17 protein-coding genes are annotated in these 22,074 nt (G+C 53.2%); 3 read left to right on the top strand and 14 right to left on the bottom strand.

Annotation, left to right across the window (positions count from 1 at the left end; all coding sequences use genetic code 11):
- Window positions 1-99: 99 nt before the first annotated feature.
- From OQ371_RS25455 to OQ371_RS25445, 3 genes are all read right to left on the bottom strand, one after another.
- On the bottom strand, window positions 100-2,790 hold the full coding sequence (locus OQ371_RS25455) for an MGH1-like glycoside hydrolase domain-containing protein (protein WP_265991289.1): 2,691 nt from the start codon (window positions 2,788-2,790) through the stop codon (window positions 100-102).
- Between the two features lie 276 nt (window positions 2,791-3,066).
- Window positions 3,067-3,465: a hypothetical protein gene (locus tag OQ371_RS25450; RefSeq protein WP_265991288.1), complete on the bottom strand. Its 399-nt coding sequence runs from the start codon at window positions 3,463-3,465 to the stop codon at window positions 3,067-3,069.
- 170 nt (window positions 3,466-3,635) lie between these two features.
- Entirely contained in the window at window positions 3,636-7,046 is a 3,411-nt protein-coding gene (locus OQ371_RS25445) for a methylmalonyl-CoA mutase family protein (RefSeq protein WP_265991286.1), read from the bottom strand.
- Window positions 7,047-7,131: 85 nt separating this feature from the next.
- Here OQ371_RS25445 and OQ371_RS25440 point away from each other — a divergent pair, with 85 nt between their 5' ends.
- Window positions 7,132-10,377 carry a cyclic nucleotide-binding domain-containing protein gene (locus OQ371_RS25440; RefSeq protein WP_265991284.1) on the top strand — a complete coding sequence of 1,082 codons (3,246 nt, stop codon included), beginning with the start codon at window positions 7,132-7,134 and terminating at the stop codon, window positions 10,375-10,377.
- Here the strand turns inward: OQ371_RS25440 and OQ371_RS25435 are convergent.
- The 9 genes from OQ371_RS25435 to OQ371_RS25395 form a co-directional block, all read right to left on the bottom strand.
- Entirely contained in the window at window positions 10,358-10,951 is a 594-nt protein-coding gene (locus OQ371_RS25435; RefSeq protein ID WP_265991282.1) for an HD domain-containing protein, read from the bottom strand. The genes OQ371_RS25440 and OQ371_RS25435 overlap by 20 nt on opposite strands.
- A 171-nt stretch (window positions 10,952-11,122) precedes the next feature.
- Window positions 11,123-11,533, bottom strand: coding sequence for a hypothetical protein (locus OQ371_RS25430; RefSeq protein WP_265991281.1), 411 nt, complete (start codon window positions 11,531-11,533; stop codon window positions 11,123-11,125).
- A 126-nt stretch (window positions 11,534-11,659) separates the two neighbouring features.
- Window positions 11,660-12,109, bottom strand: a complete 450-nt coding sequence (locus OQ371_RS25425) for a helix-turn-helix domain-containing protein (RefSeq protein WP_265991280.1) — start codon at window positions 12,107-12,109, stop codon at window positions 11,660-11,662.
- Window positions 12,110-12,153: 44 nt separating this feature from the next.
- Window positions 12,154-12,714 carry an RNA polymerase sigma factor gene (locus OQ371_RS25420; protein WP_265991279.1) on the bottom strand — a complete coding sequence of 187 codons (561 nt, stop codon included), beginning with the start codon at window positions 12,712-12,714 and terminating at the stop codon, window positions 12,154-12,156.
- A 91-nt stretch (window positions 12,715-12,805) separates the two neighbouring features.
- Entirely contained in the window at window positions 12,806-13,762 is a 957-nt protein-coding gene (locus OQ371_RS25415) for a transketolase family protein (protein ID WP_265991278.1), read from the bottom strand.
- Between the two features lie 14 nt (window positions 13,763-13,776).
- A complete protein-coding gene (locus OQ371_RS25410; protein ID WP_265991277.1) occupies window positions 13,777-14,634 on the bottom strand; it encodes a transketolase in 858 nt (285 codons plus the stop codon).
- Between the two features lie 77 nt (window positions 14,635-14,711).
- Window positions 14,712-15,161: a thioredoxin-dependent thiol peroxidase gene (bcp, locus tag OQ371_RS25405; RefSeq protein WP_265991276.1), complete on the bottom strand. Its 450-nt coding sequence runs from the start codon at window positions 15,159-15,161 to the stop codon at window positions 14,712-14,714.
- 60 nt (window positions 15,162-15,221) lie between these two features.
- Entirely contained in the window at window positions 15,222-17,198 is a 1,977-nt protein-coding gene (locus OQ371_RS25400; protein WP_265991275.1) for a M23 family metallopeptidase, read from the bottom strand.
- A 35-nt stretch (window positions 17,199-17,233) separates the two neighbouring features.
- Complete coding sequence (locus tag OQ371_RS25395) at window positions 17,234-17,845, bottom strand: fumarylacetoacetate hydrolase family protein (RefSeq protein WP_265991274.1); 612 nt, start codon at window positions 17,843-17,845, stop codon at window positions 17,234-17,236.
- A 151-nt stretch (window positions 17,846-17,996) separates the two neighbouring features.
- Here OQ371_RS25395 and OQ371_RS25390 point away from each other — a divergent pair, with 151 nt between their 5' ends.
- On the top strand, window positions 17,997-18,824 hold the full coding sequence (locus OQ371_RS25390; protein ID WP_265991273.1) for a M48 family metallopeptidase: 828 nt from the start codon (window positions 17,997-17,999) through the stop codon (window positions 18,822-18,824).
- Window positions 18,825-18,911: 87 nt separating this feature from the next.
- Here OQ371_RS25390 and sucC read toward each other — a convergent pair whose 3' ends face one another.
- On the bottom strand, window positions 18,912-20,132 hold the full coding sequence (sucC, locus tag OQ371_RS25385; RefSeq protein WP_265991271.1) for an ADP-forming succinate--CoA ligase subunit beta: 1,221 nt from the start codon (window positions 20,130-20,132) through the stop codon (window positions 18,912-18,914).
- Between the two features lie 162 nt (window positions 20,133-20,294).
- Between sucC and OQ371_RS25380 the strand changes: the two genes are divergently transcribed.
- The gene (locus tag OQ371_RS25380) at window positions 20,295-20,966 is read left to right on the top strand and encodes an ABC transporter ATP-binding protein (protein ID WP_265991270.1); all 672 of its coding nucleotides are present in this window, start codon (window positions 20,295-20,297) and stop codon (window positions 20,964-20,966) included.
- A 293-nt stretch (window positions 20,967-21,259) separates the two neighbouring features.
- Here the strand turns inward: OQ371_RS25380 and OQ371_RS25375 are convergent, their stop codons facing one another.
- Entirely contained in the window at window positions 21,260-21,958 is a 699-nt protein-coding gene (locus tag OQ371_RS25375) for a peptidase associated/transthyretin-like domain-containing protein (RefSeq protein WP_265991269.1), read from the bottom strand.
- Window positions 21,959-22,074 lie beyond the last annotated feature (116 nt).

Here is a 22,074-nt window from a genome sequence, read left to right as displayed (position 1 = left end):
GGCCTCATAAAGAAACCAGTCAGCCTCTTTCTGTTGACAAAAAGTGACTGACTGGCGAAGAAAGGTTTCGGAAAAGCCGAAGTACAGGCTTACAGGCCGCTACAACACCTTGGCGTGAATGGGCTCCTGCTGCTGGCGGTGTTGGTATAAAAACTCGATTAGGTCGGCTACCAGACCCGTCCAGCCAGTTTGGTGGTTGGCGCCCAGGCCGCTTCCGTTATCGCCGTGGAAGTACTCGAAAAACAGGTGAAGGTCCTTGAAGTGCGGATCATCCTGAAACTTCTCGTGTCCGCTATAGGCCGGAACTTTGCCGGTGTTGTCGCGCCGGAAGATGTTGATCAGGCGCTCGGCAACCAATACCGTGGCTTCTTTGATGCTCATGACCTGGCCCGAATTCGTCGGGTACTCGATTTCAAAATCGTCGCCGTAGTAGTTGTAAAACTTGAGGAGCGAGTCGATCAGTAGGTAATTGACCGGAAACCAGATTGGCCCCCGCCAGTTGGAGTTACCGCCGAACAGGCTGGTTTCCGATTCGTTCGGCACGTATTTAACCGTAAAGATTTCGCCGTTCAGGTTGAACTCGTACGGTTTGTCGCCGTGGTATTTCGACAGGGCCCGGATGCCGTACTCCGACAGGAATTCGGTTTCGTCGAACATCCGTTTGAGCAGCATCTTCATCCGGTGGCCGCGGAGCAGCGAGAGCAGGTGCGTGGCGCCTTTTCCCGGTTCGTGCCAGCGCGAAATCAGCGACGCCAGATCCGGGCGGTTGGTCAACACCCATTCCACCCGGCGTTTGAAGTCCGGCAATTTTTCCAGCAGCTTATCGTCTAGAATCTCCACGGCAAACAGCGGAATCAGACCCACCATCGACCGGATTTTCAGCAGCATACTGGAGTCGGGCGTGTGCAGAACGTCGTAGTAAAACTGATCGTCTTCGTCCCACAGACTGATACCCTGGCCCCCGAGGTTTTTCATGGCGGCTGCGATGTGCAGGAAGTGCTCGAAAAATTTGGACGCCATGTCCTGGTAGGAGGGCCGGGTCAGGGCAATTTCGCAGGCAATCCGGAGCATGTTTAGCGTGTACATCGCCATCCAGCCCGTACCGTCGGCCTGCTCAATGTGACCACCCATCGGCAAGGGCTGGCTGCGGTCGAACACCCCGATGTTATCGAGGCCGAGGAAGCCCCCGCCGAAGATGCTGTTCCCGTTCACGTCCTTGCGGTTGACCCACCACGTAAAGTTGAGCAGCATTTTGTGAAAAACCCGTTCCAGGAAGTCGATGTCTCCCTTGCCGTTCATGTCCCGGTCGATCTCATAAACTTTCCAGGTCGCCCAGGCGTGGACGGGCGGGTTTACATCGCTGAAATTCCACTCGTAGGCCGGAATCTGGCCGTTGGGATGCATGTAGTACTCGCGCAGAATAACCGCCAGTTGCCGTTTGGCGAAGTGCGGATCGAGCCGGGCCAGCGTCAGCGTATGAAACGCCAGGTCCCAGGCTGCAAACCACGGATATTCCCATTTGTCGGGCATCGACAGGATGTTGGCCGTGTACATATGCCGCCAGCTGGAATTGCGCTGATAGGCCCGGCCGTGGAACGGCGTTGGCATTTTGGGGTCGCCCTTGAGCCACTCGTTCACGTTGTAATAATAGAACTGCTTGTTCCACAACATACCGGCGTAGGCCTGCCGCTGAATGGTCCGCAGTTCGGGATCAACGACGTTGCTTTGCAACTGATCGTAAAACTCGTCGGCCTCCCGCAGCCGCTGATCAAAAATTTCGTCAAAGTCGGCAAACGGCTGGCTGTTGTGGGTATCCTGGCTGAACCGCAGCCGGATGGTCACCGAATCGCCCCCCGGTACCGCCCGCACGTACCGCGCAGAAGCCTTCGAGCCGATTTGGTTCGGGTTAACATACTTCTTGTCGCCCGAAATAACGTAATTATTAATACCGTCCTTGCAAAACAGCGACTCGTTCGGAATACCGTAAAGTCGTTCGGTATTGGTTTCATTTTCGCAGAACAGCAATTCGTCGGCATCTTCGCAGTAGAGCTTGTATTTGCCGAGCAGCTTATGATCAACCGCAATCTGCGTGGTAGCAATACCGTTCAGAATCGGTTTGTAGGCATATTGTTCGTACCCCCACGACCAGGTGTTGCGGAACCAGAGCGTAGGAAGCATCGTCAGTTGAGCCTCCTGCGAATACCGGTTGTGCGCCGTTATCTTGATCAGGATATCGTTTTCGTCGTTTTTGGCGTATTCAATAAAAATATCGAAGTACTGATTCTCGTCGAAAATACCCGTATCGACTAGTTCGAATTCGGGTTCGAGCCGGTTGCGATGGCGGGCCGCATCCACCAGACGGCCGTACGGAAACGGCTGCTGCGGATACTTGTAGAGCATCTTCATGTAGGAGTGCGTCGGCGTACTATCGAGGTAGTAATACAGCTCTTTGACGTCTTCGCCGTGGTTGCCTTCCGGACCGGTCAGCCCAAAAAGCCGTTCCTTGATGATGCTGTCCTGGTGATTCCAGAATGCCAGCGCAAAACAAACGTGCCCTTTGTTGTCGGAAAGCCCACCAATACCGTCTTCCCCCCAGCGGTAGGCCCGGGAGCGTGCCATGTCGTGGGTAATAAATCCCCAGGCGTTGCCGTGGACGCTGTAGTCCTCACGAACCGTACCCCACGAGCGTTCCGAGAGATAAGGGCCCCATTTCTTCCACCCTTTGTTGTCTGCGCGGCTGTAGATTCGCTCGCGTTCGATGTTGTTTTGCATCTTAAGGTTGTATTCCATATGAAGCTCCAGGTACGGTGGTTACGTCGAAAAATTAAGTCCTGAGGTTAGACGACTTGGCGGACATGAAGTCATTTGTCGCCTTAAATTAATGTTCTGCTTTAACAATAGCGATTAATTTTTGGGAATTTACTTTGTGAAAAGTGCCTTCTTCTGTAACAGAAAGCGGATTTCTTTGCTTTTGTCAGACAAAAAAGATATGCAATGAGCCTGATCATTTTTCGGGCCAGTCTTGCCGGAATCGCCAAAAATATTTGTTACTGGTATGCACACCATTTAAGTTCCTGTGGGGTTGAAGACTTTGTTCAGGTGGTCAAACTGGTCTTTAAATTCCCGGTACAAATTCGGATGCACACAGCGCAATTGGTTTGCCTTTCGGACGTGAGGGTAAAAACGTTGCATCCATTTCCAGTCGGCCCGGGCGTGCCAGGCAATGATCCAGGCTTTGTACGAACGTTCACCGTTTGCCTGGCAAGGCCAGCCATGCCGTTTTACTATCTTCAACAGGAGCGTCCAGTTCACCAGATCGTTCTGGTTCATTAAACGGGTAAAATACCGTTCCTTCTCGGAATGCAATTGATAGCGCATAGAGCTGTCCCGGTATTGCTGATCGACGGTGAACATTTTGTCAATCAATCGGTGACACGACTCGCGGGAGAGCCCGTTTATGTTCATGCCAGAATCCAGTCGGGGCGGCACCCTGAATAAGAAATCGTTTTGCCAGCTTCTTTGTTTAGAAAGCTGGGCCCATAAAACGGTGGGGAGCAGAAAAATAAGAGCACTTATGGACGTTGCTTTCATCGTCTTATAAGAAATAAGTAAATTTTTGTCTGCGAATCAGTCGTTTACATATTGCGTCGGTATTGCCCGCCAACGGCGTATAAGGCCCGCGACAGCTGCCCCAACGTACAAACTTTCGTGGCTTCCATCAGCGCTTCGAAGCTGTTGCCGTTCGACAGGGCTACGGTTTGAACTTCCTTCAAGGCCACTGCGGCTGCTGCTTTGTTTCGTTCCTGAAAAGCCAGCCGGGATTCGATGGCGTAGCGTTTCTCCTCGTCCGTTGAGCGGATAACTTCCTGCGGAATCCGGGTGGGTGAGCCGTTGGGATCGAGGAAGGTGTTGACGCCCACGATGGGCAGTTTGCCGCTGTGCTTCTGCATTTCGTACGCCATCGATTCATCCTGAATTTTACTGCGCTGGTACATGCGTTCCATGGCGCCCAGCACGCCCCCGCGTTCGTTCAGGCTACGGAATTCGTTCAGAACGGCCTGCTCAACCAGGTCCGTCAGTTCTTGCATCATGAAGGCACCCTGCAACGGGTTTTCGTTCTTCGCCAGCCCAAATTCCTGATTGATGATCAACTGAATCGCCATCGCCCGACGGACGCTTTCTTCCGTTGGCGTCGTAATGGCTTCGTCGTAGGCATTCGTGTGGAGCGAGTTGCAGTTGTCAGACAATGCCGTCAGCGCCTGGAGCGTCGTCCGAATGTCGTTAAAGGCGATTTCCTGCGCGTGTAAACTCCGGCCCGACGTCTGGATGTGGTACTTCAGTTTCTGCGAACGTTCGTTGGCATTGTACTTTTGCTTCATGGCTTTTGCCCAGATCCGGCGCGCTACCCGGCCCAGCACCGAATATTCCGGGTCCATACCGTTCGAGAAAAAAAAGGAGAGATTGGGCGCAAAATCGTCGATGTGCATACCCCGTGCGAGGTAATATTCCACGAACGTAAAGCCGTTGGACAGGGTAAATGCCAGTTGGGAAATAGGGTTGGCCCCGGCTTCGGCGATGTGATAGCCCGAAATCGAGACCGAGTAAAAGTTGCGAACCTGCTTGTCGGTAAAATACTGCTGAATGTCGCCCATCATGCGCAGCGCAAATTCCGTTGAGAAAATGCAGGTATTTTGCGCCTGGTCTTCCTTTAAAATATCGGCCTGCACCGTTCCGCGCACCTGCCGGAGCGTATCGGCCTTGATTTTTTCGTACACGTCCCGGGGCAGAACCCGGTCGCCGGAGGTTCCGAGCAGGAGCAACCCCAAACCGTCGTTGCCGTCGGGGAGTGGGCCGTTGTAGTGGGGTGCAGTGGGCAGAAGGACAGAAATCTTATCGAGATTACCCTGCTGACGCAGCCATTTTTCGCACTGCTGATCGATGGCGGCATTCAGGAAAAAACCGAGCAGCATGGGCGCCGGCCCATTAATCGTCATAGAAACCGAGGTGGCCGGATTGCAGAGATCAAAGCCGCTGTAGAGCTTTTTGGCGTCGTCCAGCGTACAGATGCTGACGCCCGAGTTACCGATTTTGCCGTAAATATCGGGGCGGTAATCCGGGTCTTCGCCGTAGAGCGTAACCGAATCGAATGCCGTAGAAAGCCGTTTAGCGGGCAAGCCTTTCGAAACGTAGTGAAACCGCCGGTTGGTGCGTTCCGGACCGCCTTCCCCGGCAAACATCCGGGCCGGATCTTCCCCCTCACGCTTGAGCGGAAACACCCCGGCCGTGTAGGGAAATTCGCCCGGAACATTTTCGGTCAGCAGCCAGCGCAGAATGTCGCCCCAGTCCTCGTAGGTCGGCAGACTGATTTTCGGAATCCGCAAACCCGACAGCGACGTAGTAAACAGATTCTGGTGGATTGTTTTATCACGGACCTGATACTGATACGTATCGGCCCGGTATTTCGCTTTCAGGGCCGGCCAGTCTTTCAGTCGCTGGCGGCAGTCGTGGTGCAGACGGTTTTCAAAATCCCGGTACATGGCGTTCAGGGCGTCCACCGCAGCCGCTCCATCCGGTGCGGTTTTCAGCGTTTCCAGAACGCCGTTGATCTGATACAGTTTGCGGGCAATGACGACCTGCTCCCGAACGAAGGCGTCGTACTGCTCGCTGGTTTCCACCAGTTCGGCCAGGTACCGCACCCGGTCGGGCGGAATGATGGAAGCCGGAGCGGGCGAGGAGGGGGATTCGGCGGGAGTCCCTTCCAGCAAATGGACGCCGGTTTTCTGCCCGATCAACTGCATCAGTCGCGCGAACAGGGCGGTCATGCCGGCGTCGTTGAACTGGGACGCGACGGTGCCAAAAATGGGAAGTTTGTCGTCGTCGGTTTCCCAGATGCCGGGATGAGTAGCCGCGTGGTTCCGGCGGTACTGCTTGCGAACGTCGCGCAACGCATCCAGCGAACCCCGTTTGTCGAATTTGTTGATGGCAACGACGTCGGCAAAGTCCAGCATGTCGATTTTTTCCAGTTGGGTGGCCGCGCCGTACTCGGCGGTCATGACGTACAGGCTCACATCCGAATGGTCGGTGATTTCCGTATCCGACTGCCCGATGCCCGAGGTTTCAATAATGATCAGGTCAAACTGCGCTATTTTGCAGATCTCGATGGCGTCGCGAACGTGTTTGCTCAGGGCCAGATTGGCTTGGCGAGTTGCCAGTGAGCGCATATAAACCCGCCCGGCCGCCAGATCGGGGTGAATGGCGTTCATCCGGATGCGGTCGCCCAGGAGCGCCCCGCCGGTTTTTCGCTTCGACGGATCGACGGATAAAATGGCAACGGTTTTATCCGGAACACGAAGCAGAAACCGCCGGATCAGCTCATCGACCAGCGACGATTTGCCCGCTCCACCCGTGCCGGTAATACCGAGGACGGGAACGGTTCGGGGTTGCTTTTCGGCCAATGGCCAGCGGGAACGGGTTTTGTCGTAACGTTCCGGTTCATTTTCCGCGACGGAAATCAACTGACCGATCCGTTGCCCATCGCTGGCTCGCGTCCAGGTAGGCAATTGCCCGTTCAGGTCTTCCAATGGATTAATCGTTTCGGTTACTTGGTTACATTTTTCGAGCAGATCGGTGATCATACCCTGTAAGCCCAAGGTGCGGCCGTCGTCCGGTGAATAAATCCGGGCAACCCCGTAGCGGTGCAACTCCTCGATTTCGATTGGTAAAATCGTACCACCCCCTCCGCCAAAAACCTTGACATGCCCCGCACCCCGTTCCCGGAGCAGATCAATCATGTACTTGAAAAACTCGATGTGGCCGCCCTGGTATGATGTGACGGCAATGCCCTGCGCATCCTCTTGAATGGCGCAATCGACAATTTCCGCAACCGAACGGTTATGGCCCAGGTGAATGACTTCGGCCCCGGATGCCTGCATCAGCCGGCGCATGATGTTGATGGCGGCATCGTGGCCGTCGAACAGCGCAGCGGCCGTTACAATCCGAATCGGTTTCTGAAGCTGATGAGCCTTTGGCGTTTGTTGTGATACCATGATCAAATTGGAAATTGTCGTGTAAAAGTAGGCAGAATGGCGGAAAAGCCGTATTATTGATAGTTATTACCAAGCTGAAAACGGCATGTCGCCAGCGCAAAAGTTCTACCGTTCGATTGGTGTTCGCCAGCACGAAGTCAGAACGGTCTGGTTGTTTTTTCTGCATAATTTCTTTCTCGGTATCGGAACAATTCTGGCGTACGTTTCGGCCAACGTCATTCTGCTTGAAAATCACCCCGAAACCAGTTTACCGATTGCCTACGTAGTCTCGGCCATTGGCATGATGCTGGTCGGGAAGCTTTACACCCACTACGAACACCACCTGGCGCTGCGGAGTCTGGCCGTTCGGGTGCTGTGGGCGGTGATTGCCCTGACGTTCGTGCTGGCCGTGCTGGTTTTGGTAGGTCATTCGGTGGGGGCGGCCATTGCCATTATGGTGGGCTACCGGTTAATCTACTTACTGACCAGTCTGGAGTTCTGGGGCGTGTCGGCGGTGGTGTTTGATGTTCGGCAGAGCAAGCGGCTTTTCAGCGTCATCAGTTCGGGAGATATGCCCGCCAAGGCGCTGGGGGCTATTCTGGCGGCTCTCGTGCACGCCCACACGGATATGTTTTTTCTGCTGCTGGTGGCCTTCGGGTCTTTTCTGGCGGCTATCTACATGCTGCGGCTGACGTACCGATCCCACGATATTCACACCTCGCACGGTTCGTCGCGGGTGCGGCACAGCCAGTCCCGCATCGTCGAGCAATTGTTTGGCAACAGCCACCTGATTACCCTGATGTGCCTGAGTCTGGTTGCCGTGGCCACGGTGGCCGCCAGCGTCGAATACGCGTTCTTCATCAACGTCAAATACAAGATTCACGCAACAACTTCGCTGCTTCAGTACGTCAGTCAGGTGTTGGCCCTGACGTATCTGGTGGCAATGCTGGTGAAAGTGCTGCTGTCCCGGCGGGCGCTGGATCGGCTGGGTGTTCGGCGTTCGTTGCAACTGTTGCCGCAGACGGCTTTCGCGGCCGTGCTGGTCTTTGCGGCTGTTTACCTTTCGGATGTAAGCGAATCGACCTGGTTGCTGTACTACTGCACGCTTTACCTGGCCTTCGAAGTGATTCGCCGTTCGCTGTTCGACCCGGTTTTTCTGGTTCTCTTCCAGCCGCTTAGCGCTTCGCAGCGGTTGCAGGGGCACACGTTGGTAAAGGGGTTTTATGAACCGCTGGGTATGGCCCTGGCGGGTATCCTGCTCTACGCTTATCATGCTTATCCGCAACTGAACGAATGGGTGCCGTTTGTCTGGATGGGGTTGAGTACGCTCGTTGCTTTCTGGCTACTTCGGCGGACGTACCGGTATTACCTGGATGAACTGAAATTGGCCCTGAGCCGGCGGTTTCTCGAAACAAATGAACTGGCGGCTCCCGACGAGGTTGCGAAACTGATTCTGGGCAATCTGAAAAGCTCCCGGGTGGAGGAAGTGATCAACGCCATTGACTGGTTAAAAACACACCGTCCGGATAAACTGGCGGAGCGGTCCACGAGGCTGCTCCAGCATCCCGATGCGCCGGTGCGCCGGTTTGCGCTGGAAACGTTCACGGACTTGTCCCTGACGCCCGATGCTTCCGTTCTATACCAATTAGCTACCGGTGATTCTGAACCGGCCATTCGCGAACCGGCCAGTCGGTTGTATTGCGGATCGCCCAAAGCGGATGCCCAAAAAGTGACAAGTTTGCTGCATCATGCCGATCTGACCATTCGGAAAGGGGCCATCCTGGGCGGTTGGGAAAACCGTCCGTTTGCGGCTCAGGCGGCCGAGAGTTTGCGCGCGCTGGTCGAATCGCGCCAAACCGTCGATCGGTTGGCGGTGTTGGAAATCATCCGGATTCTGCAACTGCAGCCGTACGATACACTGGTAAGCGACACCTTACAAAGTAACGATGCCGAATTGGTTAAAGCGGCTATTCGAACCGCGGGCGTCATAAATCATCCGGGCTTAACCCGTAAGCTGGTTAATCTGCTGGCCGACCGGATGTACTGGCGATCGGCGGCCCAGGGGTTGAGTCAAATGCAGCAGGCGGCCCTGCCTTTACTGGAAGACGCCCTGCAGAATACCACCGATTCGGTGCTGATTCGCCGGATTGCCGGGGTTTGCGCCAAAATCCGGACGCCGGAAAGCCACCAACTCCTGACGAGTCTGGTTAGACGCCCGGACTTGTCGGTCCGGACGGCGGCTATAAAAGCCCTCAGTCATTTTGAGTTTTCGGGCGCCAGCCCGGACGTTTACCACCAGGTTTTGCAGGAAGAATTGAAACTGGCGCAACGGTTGCTCCACGGTAGTCTGCACAAAAACGACAAGGAATTGCTGGCCTGTCTGGATTACGAGATGGAGCGGTTGCTGCAACGGGTGTTTTTTCTGTTGATGCAATTGTACGACCGCGATGTCATTGCCAGCGTCCGGACGGGCATTGATCACGCGTCGCGGGAGCGGAGGGCCAACGCCCTGGAAATGCTCGACAACCTCATTCCGCGGGTGGTGTATCAGTCGTTGCAGGCGATGGTCGATGAGGTTCCGGTCGCCGAAAAAGTCCGTCTGATGGATGCACAACTGGGGTTATTTCAGGCTGAAGAATCGTTGCTGACGTACATTTTACACCAGGGGGAGACGGTCTTTTCCGCCTGGACCATCAGCGTGGCCATGCGCCGGTGGACGCCCCGGTCGTTGCCCAACGCGCGGCTGCTGGGTGGGTATCTGCACCATTCGGTTCAGCTCCTGAGTGAAAGCGCCAGCGGGGTTTTGCAGGTGGTTCAGGTGGAACACCCCGACTGGTACCAGCGGCTGCTGGTCGATTATCCCACGATTTCTGTTGAACTTATGAAATCAATTGAAGAAGAGCACATTTCCGATTTTGAACGGGTTATCGTCCTGAAAAATACCCGATTGTTTGCCAATACGCCGGAAAACATCCTGAGTACGATTGCTCCCATCATGAAGGAAGTGCAGTTTCAGGAAGGGCAAACGATTTTTGAAAAAGGAGAAATAGGTACCTGTATGTTCGTGATTTATTCGGGCTCGGTTGATATTTACGACCGCAAGGAACGCCTGGCGCAGTTTGAACGGGGCGATGTGTTCGGCGAACTGGCTTTGCTGGATACCGAACCGCGGTCGGCTTCGGCAATTGCGGCCTCTGAGGTGCTGCTCTTCCGGATCGATCACGAAGATTTCTACGATCTGATGGAGGAGCGCGAGGAAGTGCTGCGGAATATGATGCGGATTTTATGCCAGCGCATCCGGCTTCAGAATGAGCGGCTACAGACCCTGGCGGTCAAACCGGATAATGGCTGACAATCTCTTTGAGGTGATCTAACTGCCGCTGTTTGTTTTCCCTTCGCAGGGCGTTAGCGGTTGGCGTCCAGTAGCGGTGCCCCTCCAGAAAATCCACCTGAACCCGGTTCCAGGTGGGTTCGTCGCTGATCAGGTTGCGGGCTTTCAACTCCCTAAAAAGGGTCTGTGCAATCGGTTCAAAATCCGGGCGGCCGAGGTAGTCCAGGTCGGCATCACACAGAATTTGTTCGAGCAGGTTCTGCGGGCTTTGGGGGATTTGGGTAGCCAGGATCATCCCGCAAATCTGTTCAATCTGCTGGGTTGAGTACCCAAATTCCGGCAGCGTTTGGCGGGCGTAGCGGCAACCTTCCGCTTCATGCCCCTGGTAGGTCGTAACGAAACCGCAATCGTGATACAAAGCAGCCGTTCGGAGTAGCGCCAGCGTCGGAGCATCGGTAATGTTCTCGGCCTGCGCCAGCCGCAACGCCACATCTGCCACATCCCGGGTATGATGAATGCCGTGATAATACAGGGTGGGCGCGAGTTCCCGCTCCAGTCTGGCTAGTATAAATGCTTCGGCCTGGGGTAAATTCATCGTAATTGTTGGCTGCCTCGGGGTTAAAGTAAGGCAAATGCTGCCGAAACAGAAAACATTTACATGTTCATTTTTAGTGCGCTTTTTCGAACCGGTTTCGAAATGGGTGCAAACACAAAGCCCGGCCAAGTGGCCGGGCTTGTTGCAGGTGTAGTATAGCAAAGTTTTTGGTTAATTCGATCGAAGCTGATCCATCAGCATTTTGTTAAACATGCGTTCGGTGTTGTGCAACTCCTGAAGCTGCTGCGGACTGATCACCCGCAGAAATTTGGCGTTGTAATCCTTTTCCAGATCCACCAGCTTCTGTTTCAACTCGACCGACTCGTTTAATTCATTGATGGGCGCAGTGCCGCCGGGTTTACTTGGTCGGCGCAATTGCCGCGTAATATCCCGCCGTTTATCACTGTACTCATTGTATATCGCCCAGAACTGTGGCGCCTGTTCGGTGGTCAAGTTCAACCGATTGGTAATCAGGCCAATTTTTGCACTTTCTATTTTTTGGCGATCCTGATTCTGGGCAGCGGCCGGCAGCGTTAGCAGCAGACCAAAGAACAGGACCAGTGAGCGAATGAACGGTTTCATAGTAATACGTAAGAATAAAGAATCGGTCATAATCAGGCAGATTGGGTTTAGAGTTTACAGGCCATTCCCGTAGCATTGGCTATTCGGGTTACGCTACAAACCATAAACTCTAAACCGTTTAACTACTCAGATGGTTACGGTACCGGCTGCATCTTCCTCAATCATTTGCTGGATTGATTCCGGCGAAACATGCAGTTCGTGGATCAGGGTTGAATCGTTAGGCACCTTGTGCGAATCGATCAGATCCGAATAATCTTCCAGGTAAATATCCTGATCCTGAAGGTATTCGACAACCGATGCCGAACTGATGTTGCTCAACAGTTCCGGTTCCAGCGAATCCTGCTTTTTCGGGTACGTAAACCAGACCAGGGCCGCCACCAATCCCGCTCCCGCCAGTGTCGACACTGACCGTTGCCACGACCAGCTTATCGTAAAACGGTGCGAACGGCGGGTGGCTTCAGCCTGAATCCGTGATGGAAGGGTATCAAAGTAGCCTTCCGGTGTCGAAAACGGTAGCTGCCGCAGGGCGTGTTGCTGATCTAGTTCGTCAAGTCGTATTGGTTTTTTTGGTTCCATTGTCTTATAAACACAACGGTTTGACAAGCAAGTCGGTATCAGGTTTAATTTGCATTCAGATATTCTTCAATTTTTTTGACAGCCAGGTGATACGATGCTTTTAAGGCCCCCACCGACGTGCCGGTAATTTCGGAAATATCTTCATATTTCATGTCATCAAAATACTTCATGTTGAAGACAAGGCGTTGTTTTTCAGGAAGCTTCAGCAAAGCCTTCTGTAATTTCAACTGAACTTCCTCCCCGGAAGGTTCCGCACCTGTGGTAACAAAGTCCGAATTACTTTCCAGCTTTTCCATCAACTCGCCTTCCACATCGCCAATGGGCAGGAAGAACCGTCGGCGCTTCTTATTCAAAAAGTTCAGACACTCGTTGGTGGCAATCCGGTAAATCCAGGTGTATAACTGGGAGTCACCCCGGAAGTTCTCCAGCGAATTCCAGACTTTGATGAACGTTTCCTGCGTCAGATCGTCCGCGTCATCATGGTCGATAACCATTTTTCGGATATGCCAGTAGATTTTCTGCTGATATTGGCGTACCAGCAGGTTAAAGGCATAATTCCGGCTTTGCGGATCACGGTATTTTTGCAGGAGTTCCTCGTCTGTCATTTTATGCGTTTAAGGCTTAAAGCTTACGGTCCACGGTCGGCCATCAACCAGCGTTACAGGTTGTTTGACGACAAACCGTGGACGATAAACATTAAACGACGCGGGACTTCGCCCGCAGCGCAGCTTCAACAATTTTCTCGGCGGTCAGGCCGTATTTTTTCATCAGCTGATCGGGCGTACCGCTTTCGCCAAAACTATCGTGTACGCCAACCATTTCGAGCGGAGCGGGGTAGTTGCGAGCCAGCGCCTGGGCCACGCTGTCTCCCAGACCACCGTTCAGTTGATGCTCTTCGGCCGAAACCGCACACCGGGTTTTGCGTACCGATGCCAGCACGGCTTCTTCATCAAACGGTTTGATCGTGTGAATGTTGATGATATCGGCTTCGATGCCCTGTTCGGCCAGCATTTCACCGGCTTTGATGGCTTCCCAAACCAGGTGGCCCGTCGCAAAGATGGACACATCCGGGCCTTCGTTCAGCACGAGGGCTTTTCCGATTTCAAACTTCTGATCGGCGGGAGTAAAGATGGGCACCACCGGGCGGCCAAACCGCAGGTATACCGGTCCTTCGTAGTCGGCGATGGCGATGGTTGCAGCTTTGGTCTGGTTGAAATCGCAGGGGTTGATGACGGTCATGTGCGGCAGCATTTTCATCATGCCCAGGTCTTCCAGAATCTGGTGCGTCGCGCCGTCTTCACCCAGCGTCAGACCCGCGTGTGATGCGCAGATTTTGACATTTTTGTTCGAGTAGCAAACCGATTGCCGGATCTGGTCGTAAACCCGTCCGGTGGCAAAGTTGGCAAACGAGGTCGCGAACGGTATCTTGCCCCCGATGGTCAGACCGGCCGAAACCCCGATCATGTTGGCTTCCGAAATACCGCACTGGATGAAGCGGTCCGGAAATTCCTTCATAAATCCTTCCAGTTTGAGGGAGCCAGCCAGGTCGGCGGTCAGGGCAACGACGTTCGGATTGGTGCGGCCCAGTTCAAGAATGCCCGCGCCAAACCCGGAGCGAGTGTCTTTTTTTTCGGTGTATGTATATTTCTTCATGTCAGGTACAAGGATTAATAATCTTCCATTCCCGCCGTCAGGGGCAGTTGGTTTAAGGCCGTTGCTAACTGCTCGTCGTTGGGGGCAACACCGTGCCATTTGTGGCTACCCATCATGAAATCGACGCCGTAACCCATTTCCGTTTTCATCAAAATCAGGGTCGGTACATCCTGTTCGGATTTTGACTGGTGCAGGGTTTTGATGATGTCGCTCATGTCGTTGCCATGCATTTCGGTCACGTTCCAGCCGAAAGCCCGGTATTTAGCGCCCAGGTCGCGGTTGTTCATGACCAGGTTTGTCGGGCCGTCGATTTGCTGGCCGTTGAGGTCAATGATGGCCGTTAAGTTACCCAGTTTATGGTGAGGAGCAAACGACGCAGCTTCCCAAATCTGGCCTTCCTGCTGCTCACCGTCGCCCATCAGTACGTAAACCTGCTTGTCGTCGCCGTTCAGGCGTTTGGCAAAAGCCGCTCCGCAGGCTACCGAGAGCCCTTGCCCCAGCGAACCCGACGCAATACGGATACCGGGCAGGTGTTCGGCGGTGGCGGGGTGGCCCTGCAGGCGGCTGTCGAGCTTCCGGAACGTTGCCAGTTCAGAAACCGGAAAATAACCGGAACGGGCCAGTACGCTGTAAAAAACCGGCGAAATGTGACCATTCGACAAAAAGAACACATCTTCGTCGCGGGCATCCATGTCAAAAATGACCTTCCCTTCCTGGTCCCGCTTCAGGCGCATCACATCAAAATAAAGCGCGACCAGAAGGTCAGTGCAGCCCAGCGAACCGCCGGGGTGGCCGGAATTAACGGCGTGGACCATCCGGACGATATCGCGCCGGACCTGCGTGGCAATGTGTTGTAATTCTTGGATTTCCATATGTAGAAAAGGGAGTTATGACAAGAGAGGCAAGATGTTCAAAAAGTGTCTGTCGTCTCCTGGCTGGATGCTAATTTCTATTTTAAAATCTGTTCCGCGTGTTTTTCCGTGTCAATTTTGGTGATAACCTCGGAAATCGTGCCCTGCTCGTCAATCAGAAAGGTTGTGCGGACGATTCCCATGAATTTGCGTCCGTACATCGACTTTTCGTGCCAGACGTCGTAGGCTTCCACGATTTTGTGGTCGGTGTCGGCCAGCAGCGGAAATGGCAGGTTATATTTCTTGATGAATTTCTGGTGTGATTTTTCGTCATCAACACTCACGCCGAGTACTTCGTAACCGACTTTTTGCAGATGTTCGTAGTTGTCGCGCAGGCTGCAGGCTTCGGCCGTACAGCCGGGGGTGTCGTCTTTCGGATAAAAATACAGCACGACCTTCTTGCCCCGAAAATCCGATAACCGAACGGGGTTGCCGTCCTGGTCGCGGGATTCAAAGTCGGGCGCTGCGTCGCCGGTTTGGAGAGCCATAGTTTTTAGGTTTAAGTCTTCTGTCAGTAACGGCAAACCGTCTCAATGGTCTGCCAAGGGTTAGTTTTCGTCCCCCCCAACAGCCGCCGAATCGACGGTCATCGGTCGGGGAGCGGGTGGGAGCTGGGCCGTGACGGTGGTTACATTTCCGGCCCGGTCTTTTGCTTCTAACACCACCGAGCCTTCAAACGGTTTCGCCGGATCTAATTTATCCGACCAAACCAGGGCTCTTTTGTAATCGTACTGCATCAAAATCCACTCGCCGTTGACCATCGCCCGCACGGTATCCAATCCCGACAAATCATCTTTCACCGTCGCTACCAGCGCCGTATGATCTTTCCGCAGGAATTTGACCGTCGGCGGATTCGGGTCGGCCAGCAATTGAAATGTTCCTAACTGACGGCTTCGGAACAGAAAATGGTTGTTTTTCCAGAAACCGCCCACGTAATAGCGTCGTCCGCCGTTGATCAGGTACATCTGCGTTTTGCGGGGGTCTTCAACCGGATCGGCCGGAACGAAATCCACTTCAATGTTATCTTTCAGAGCAATCGTTCTCTGGTTAATCGTCAGCTGGTTACCCAGGGTTGAAACGGATAGGTGCAGGGTATCGTACAGGCTCTCCGGAGCAAACGCAACGGTAACGGATGAATCACGGTAGAAAGCTGACTTGCCGGGCAGAATCCGTTTCTTGAAATTCAGGGGCAGAACGGTTTTGCCAACTTGTACCGAATCCGGCAGGTATTTTTGTAGATCCACTACGTAATAAGCTTCATTCCCTCGGACGTAATCCACCGGCAAGTCTTTGGAAGCGCCGCTCGCGAACAAGCGAGCCGTTGGCGGAACGGTCGTTGGAAAATTGCGGGCTCTGATAATCAGGGTGTTTTCTTCAACTGAACTGAAAATGGCCGTCGGTAATTTGCTCGGCGTCAGTTTCCCCGGCAGGGCGTTTTCGGCTTCGGGCAAAACCGTAAACCGCAGGTTGGTGGTGTGCTGGAAGCAGTCGTATAACGTAATCCGGACTTCGTGCGGTTTGCCATCGAAGAGGGGCAGTTTTCCCTGTCTCTGATCGTACCGGTACGAGTTGAGGGTATTGCCGTCGGCGATGTAACACCGGTGAAACCGCTGGCCCGTCAATTGCTCCACCGCGTAATTCATGTGCAGGTTAATCAGCCGGGTTTCTTCGTTCGGGAAGTTGTTCATGTTGTAGGCAAACATCTCCTGATCGTCGAGCTGAATTTCGATGCAGGTGAGTCCATTCCGGAACGGAGAACCGCTGGTACGATCGTGCGCCAGTACTTCCAGACCAATCAGACCGCTGGCCGAAATCGGTTGCGTCAGCACGTAATCCCCGTTGGGCCGCCGAACCGGCGTGAGTGCCAGCCGCCCGGCCTGACCGTTCACGCGGGATGCGGGCGTCAGGGGTTGCAGGGCAATCCGCTCAAAATAAGGCGGAACGTTGTCTTCGATTTCCTGAAAGCCGAAAAGCAGCGGATTGAGCAGGTTATTCTTTTCGTCGCGGATTTCAAAGTGCAGGTGCGGGCCGCCCGACCCCCCCGTGTTTCCCGACAACGCGATGATCTGCCCTTTTTTCACCGGAAACTGGTTGGGCGCCGGACGCAGATCAATTTCAAACGTCTGTTTTTTGTATTGTTCCGCTCGCAGATACTGACCCAGCGTATCGCTCAGGGTTTTGAGGTGGCCGTAAACCGTCGTGAGGCCGTTGGGGTGTTTGATGAAGATAACGTTGCCGTACCCGCCCGTGAAGACTGCAATCCGGGACACATAGCCGTCGGCGGCTGCGTACACGTCCAGTCCTTCGCGCTGGGCGGTCCGGATGTCGATTCCGGCGTGGAAGTGGTTCGGACGCAGATCGCCCAACCCACCCGAGAGCGAATTGGCTTCGCCGGGCATGATGGGAAACAGAAAATAACCGGGTTGAACGGCTTTCAAAATAGTCTTGTCGGGCTTTTGTCCGAAGCCGGAATGCAACAGCAGCAGCAAGCTCGCCAGACCTACGTAAAATAACTTTGTTCTCACAATTTCTACCATATTCCCCTGCCTGAAGCCGTTCGCTATTTTACATCAAATTCCAACATTTTCCGGTCTTCGAGGTAAGCCGTCAGCCGGTCGCCAATCTGGACGGGGCCAACGCCTTTCGGTGTACCGGTAAAAAGAATATCGCCCTGAAGGAGCATGAAGTAGTTGGAAACAAACGAAATCAGGTAGTCGATTTGAAACAGCATCATGGAGGTATTGCCCACCTGCCGGGTTTCGCCGTTTACGTCGAGCCGAAAGTTTAGGTTTTGCAAATCCGGGAAATCCGTCTTGGGAACAAAAGCCGACATGGGGGCCGAGCCGTTGAATCCTTTGGCCAGATCCCACGGTAACCCTTTGGTTTTCAGCTTTGATTGCAGATCGCGCGCCGTGAAGTCGATGCCCACGCCAATTTCGTCATAATAGCGGTGGGCAAACTTTTGCTCAATGTTTTTACCCGTGCGGCTGATGCGCACGATGATTTCTACTTCGTGGTGAACGTCGGTTGAAAAATCAGGGTAGAAAAACGGATCGCCGGGGCGCAGGACGGCTGTCTCGGGTTTGGTGAAAATAACCGGATCGTCGGGTTGCTCGTTGTTTAGTTCCTTGATGTGCTCCGCGTAATTGCGTCCGACGGCGATGATTTTCATAAAAATTAAACTTTTGCTGCTGCCGCAAATCTAAACAGGAAAGACGGCTCAACCGCACGCTAGTTAAAAAAATTGAACAAAGTGGAACTTACAACAGTCTCTAGTAGATAGTTTTGACGTCTAATTTTTTAAACAATTCTATATTCTAACCATGAAAAGAGCGATAATGGCCATATTGCTGGTTGGCCTTGTAATTGCGTGTCAGAAGGTTCCGTTAACGGGTCGGAATCAGCTGGTGTTGATTCCGAATTCTCAGATGTTACCGTTGAGTTTTACAAATTATAAGGGTGTGTTGGATTCGAGCCGGGTTGTTCGTACCGGGGCGCAGGAAGATATGATCAAGCGCGTAGGGGCACGAATTCAGAAAGCCGTCGAAACATACATGGCGGCTAACAACCTCAGCGACCGTTTGAGTGGGTTTCAGTGGGAGTTCAACCTGATTGAAAGTCCGCAGGTCAACGCCTGGTGTATGCCGGGGGGGAAGGTGGCGTTTTATACGGGTATTCTGCCCTACACGCAGAACGAAGCGGGCGTGGCTACGGTTATGGGCCACGAAGTTTCGCACGCCATTGCCGAGCATGGTAACGAACGGATGAGTGAAGAACTGGTCGCCAGCGGTTTGTTGCAAGGCGGTCAATTGGTTCTGGGCTCGCTCTCGCAAAACCAGCGCAGCCAGACCAACGCGTTGTTGCTTCAGGCCGTCGGAGCGGGGCTTCCGGCCGCCTATCAGGTCGGGCGAGCATTGCCGCACAGCCGCTCGCAGGAGTCGGAAGCAGACAAACTGGGCCTTATTTTTATGGCGATGGCGGGCTATAATCCGCAGGAAGCGGTTAATTTCTGGGGCCGGATGGCGAAAGCGGGCGGGGGCCAAAAACCGCCGGAATTCCTGTCAACGCACCCGTCGGATGAGCGCCGGATTCGCGACCTGGAAAAGCAAATGCCGGACGCCATGAAGTACTACCAGCAAGGTAGACGATAAGGCCGCGAATAAATAAAGAAGCGGATGTCGGAAAAGGAAGACACTCCCTTTTCCGGCATCCGCTTCTTTATAGAAACTCCTGATTCCTTATTCTACTCCTTCCAGTACTTGCTTCACTTTGGCAGCAGCATCTTTCAGCTGAACGGCCGAGAATACTTTCAGGCCGGATTCGTCGATGATGCGGGCTCCTTCTTCGGCGTTGGTTCCCTGCAGACGAACGATGATCGGCACTTTGATATCGCCAATGGCTTTGTAGGCTTCAACTACCCCCGTTGCAACCCGGTCACCGCGGACAATCCCGCCGAATATGTTGATCAGGATCGCTTTTACGTTTGGGTCTTTCAGAATGATCCGGAAGCCCGCTTCCACGGTTTTTGCATTAGCACCACCCCCTACGTCCAGGAAGTTGGCCGGTTCGCCACCCGACAGTTTGATGATGTCCATCGTGGCCATCGCCAGACCGGCACCGTTTACCATACAACCGACGTTACCGTCCAGTTTAACGTAATTCAGGTCGTTGGCCGTTGCTTCTACTTCCAGCGGATCTTCTTCTGCAATGTCGCGGAGGTTTTTCAGGTCCGGATGACGGTACAGGGCGTTGTCATCCAGATTCACCTTGGCATCCACCGCCAGAATTTTGTTGTCGGATGTTTTCAGCACCGGGTTGATTTCGAACATGGACGAATCCGTTTCGACATACGCTTTATACAGCGCTCCGATGAATTTCACCATTTCTTTGAACGCTTCACCCTCCAGGCCCAGCGCAAAGGCGATGTTGCGCACCTGAAACGACTGCAGGCCGATGGCCGGATCCACCCATTCCTTCACGATTTTTTCGGGAGAATGCTCAGCTACTTCTTCAATGTCCATACCGCCTTCGGTGCTGGCCATGATGACGTTGCAGGCTTTGGCGCGATCCAGCAGAATACCGATGTAATATTCCTTGGGCTCGGAAGCGCCGGGGTAGTATACATCCTGAGCAACCAGGACTTTATTGACTTTCCGGCCTTCAGGGCCAGTCTGGTGCGTTACCAGGACATTACCGATGATATTTTTGGAAATTTCACGTACGTCATCGACCGACTTGGCCAATTGAACCCCACGTTGCTCCGATCCCTGAATTTTGCCTTTACCACGGCCTCCAGCGTGGATCTGCGATTTAATTACGACAAACTTCGAATTGGTTTGCGCCATGATCTGCTTGGCGGCTTCAACGGCTTTTTCGGGCGATTCGGCTACGATGCCTTCCTGGACCCGGACACCGTATTGTTTCAATATCTCTTTACCCTGGTACTCGTGAATGTTCATATGGAGCAAAACAAGGAATGGTGAAAAAAACATTACTTTCGCGTGTAAAGATAGTTTAACGAAATTTAGCGGAACAACTTCTTTCGGTTTTAAAATTCAGCAGGGAACTCGTTCTGCTGGTAAAAACCGGTTTTTCGCGCCACTCTGACCCGCTTATCTTCTATGCAACCGCTTCTGGAAGCCATCAACATAACCCGTTCCCACGGCGATCTGCCCGTTCTGAAGGGCATCAACCTGAGTATTCAATCTGGGGAGGTCGTATCCATCGTTGGAGCCTCCGGTGCCGGTAAAAGCACCCTGCTTCATATCTTAGGAACGCTCGACCGCCCCGATTCAGGACAAATCACGCTGGCGGAACAGAATGTGTTTAAACTCAATGAAAAAGACCTGGCCCGCTTCCGAAACGAACGGATCGGGTTTGTGTTTCAGTTTCATAACCTGCTGGCAGAATTTACCGCTCTAGAGAATGTTTGTCTGCCGGGATTTATTGCCGGTCACGACGAGAAAAAGGTGCGGGTCCGGGCGGAGGAATTATTAAATATTCTGGGCGTAGGTGACCGGAAGGCCCATTTACCATCTCAATTATCGGGGGGGGAGCAGCAGCGAACCGCCGTCGCCCGCGCCCTGATCAATTCTCCCGCCATTGTTTTCGCCGACGAGCCCAGCGGCAACCTAGATTCACATAACGCTGAGGAACTTCACAAGCTATTTTTTCGGTTACGTAATGAGTTAGGGCAAGCGTTTGTGATTGTAACTCATAATGAGTTGCTGGCTGATATGGCCGACCGAAAACTGACGATTCGGGACGGTTTGATCCTCGATGAACAGCGATAAGTAATAGTACCTAATCAGGAAGTCTACGCTTAGTTTTTAGTTTACGGTTAATGTATTGAATATCAATGGTTTGTTTTGGATAAGTTGGTGGTGTAAAATTTTTTTGACCATTTTGAATTTTATATCATAACTAATCATATATATTTGCATTGAAAAGAAAAGTTTTTCATAACGTTGAGTAAATCAGAAAGCCATGAGGGAAATTCCGCATGGCTTTTTCGTTTTTTAGGTAGAACAACTTATGAAGCAAGTCACTGATGAGTGTACTTGCGGGCGTAGTAAATGCTTAAAGGTTAGCGCTTAAAGGCTTTGAGGCATTGCAGGATGGCAAACGTAAGTTCGTATTCACTGGCTTGTAGGATGGCCATGTCATCAAGCTGGCAAAATTCCTTAAGTTTTTCGAGGTCGTTGCCGGTCAGGTCGGTTGCCCGGCTTGCCACCAGTTCAAAACGGTAAACGGCCAGCTTGTGCCGCCGGTCTTCCTGCATCAGCACGAGCGCTTTACGGTCGGCCTTGGCCCGTCGGCTGAAGGCTTCGTAGAGCAGGGTAATCACCGATCCCGAAGCCGCCCGATCCAGTACCTGTTCCGCCGTTACCCCCCGCTTGGCTTCCGGTTCGCTCAGAAGTTGTTCGAGTTCGCGTTTGAGTTCTGCTTCCTGCTTGCCCCGAACCGTCACCTCCGCCAGATTGATGACGTTATCCGCTAGTTCGCGCTTCATCCGCAACACCGGCTGCTGCGTACTTCCATCCCAGCGAAAGGCTTTCCGACCATGCGTGGGGCTGGTTACCACCACCGAATCGCCGGGTTTAATCTGCAAATAGTAGTTGCCGGTTTGATTAGTACGCCCCACCGCCAGCGAGCGTTTGTTGATGACGCTGGCGTTATTCACTCCCTGACCCGTTTCCTGATCCAGTACTTTACCGATGATGTACTTCGGGCTTTGGCAATAGGCAGCAGAGGCAAAAAAAAGAAAAAAAAACAGGAGTCTCATAGTAAGTGGCAAGTTCGCGATAAACAAATGGGTTGGCAATAATCGGCGGTTCTTTAAGAAAAATTAACAGCTTACCCGCTCGTTCTGCTACCAAAAGGAGGACTGGCTTTGGTTCT

It is taken from the genome of Larkinella insperata (assembly GCF_026248825.1).
GTDB classification, from domain to species: Bacteria; Bacteroidota; Bacteroidia; order Cytophagales; family Spirosomataceae; genus Larkinella; species Larkinella insperata.
Note: the sequence above shows the minus strand (reverse complement) of the source record. Positions and strands in the feature narration are given on the sequence as shown.

Bases quoted from the DNA above. Each gene is read 5' to 3' on its own strand.
- OQ371_RS25390 (WP_265991273.1), top strand. From the start codon at position 17,997: ATGAAAAGAGCGATAATGGCCATATTGCTGGTTGGCCTTGTAATTGCG.
- OQ371_RS25395 (WP_265991274.1), bottom strand. From the start codon at position 17,845: ATGAAAATCATCGCCGTCGGACGCAATTACGCGGAGCACATCAAGGAA.
- OQ371_RS25425 (WP_265991280.1), bottom strand. From the start codon at position 12,109: ATGGAACCAAAAAAACCAATACGACTTGACGAACTAGATCAGCAACAC.
- OQ371_RS25420 (WP_265991279.1), bottom strand. From the start codon at position 12,714: ATGACAGACGAGGAACTCCTGCAAAAATACCGTGATCCGCAAAGCCGG.
- OQ371_RS25380 (WP_265991270.1), top strand. From the start codon at position 20,295: ATGCAACCGCTTCTGGAAGCCATCAACATAACCCGTTCCCACGGCGAT.
- OQ371_RS25430 (WP_265991281.1), bottom strand. From the start codon at position 11,533: ATGAAACCGTTCATTCGCTCACTGGTCCTGTTCTTTGGTCTGCTGCTA.
- OQ371_RS25450 (WP_265991288.1), bottom strand. From the start codon at position 3,465: ATGAACATAAACGGGCTCTCCCGCGAGTCGTGTCACCGATTGATTGAC.
- OQ371_RS25375 (WP_265991269.1), bottom strand. From the start codon at position 21,958: ATGAGACTCCTGTTTTTTTTTCTTTTTTTTGCCTCTGCTGCCTATTGC.
- OQ371_RS25440 (WP_265991284.1), top strand. From the start codon at position 7,132: ATGTCGCCAGCGCAAAAGTTCTACCGTTCGATTGGTGTTCGCCAGCAC.
- OQ371_RS25435 (WP_265991282.1), bottom strand. From the start codon at position 10,951: ATGAATTTACCCCAGGCCGAAGCATTTATACTAGCCAGACTGGAGCGG.
- OQ371_RS25415 (WP_265991278.1), bottom strand. From the start codon at position 13,762: ATGAAGAAATATACATACACCGAAAAAAAAGACACTCGCTCCGGGTTT.
- OQ371_RS25445 (WP_265991286.1), bottom strand. From the start codon at position 7,046: ATGGTATCACAACAAACGCCAAAGGCTCATCAGCTTCAGAAACCGATT.
- OQ371_RS25455 (WP_265991289.1), bottom strand. From the start codon at position 2,790: ATGGAATACAACCTTAAGATGCAAAACAACATCGAACGCGAGCGAATC.
- bcp (WP_265991276.1), bottom strand. From the start codon at position 15,161: ATGGCTCTCCAAACCGGCGACGCAGCGCCCGACTTTGAATCCCGCGAC.
- OQ371_RS25410 (WP_265991277.1), bottom strand. From the start codon at position 14,634: ATGGAAATCCAAGAATTACAACACATTGCCACGCAGGTCCGGCGCGAT.
- sucC (WP_265991271.1), bottom strand. From the start codon at position 20,132: ATGAACATTCACGAGTACCAGGGTAAAGAGATATTGAAACAATACGGT.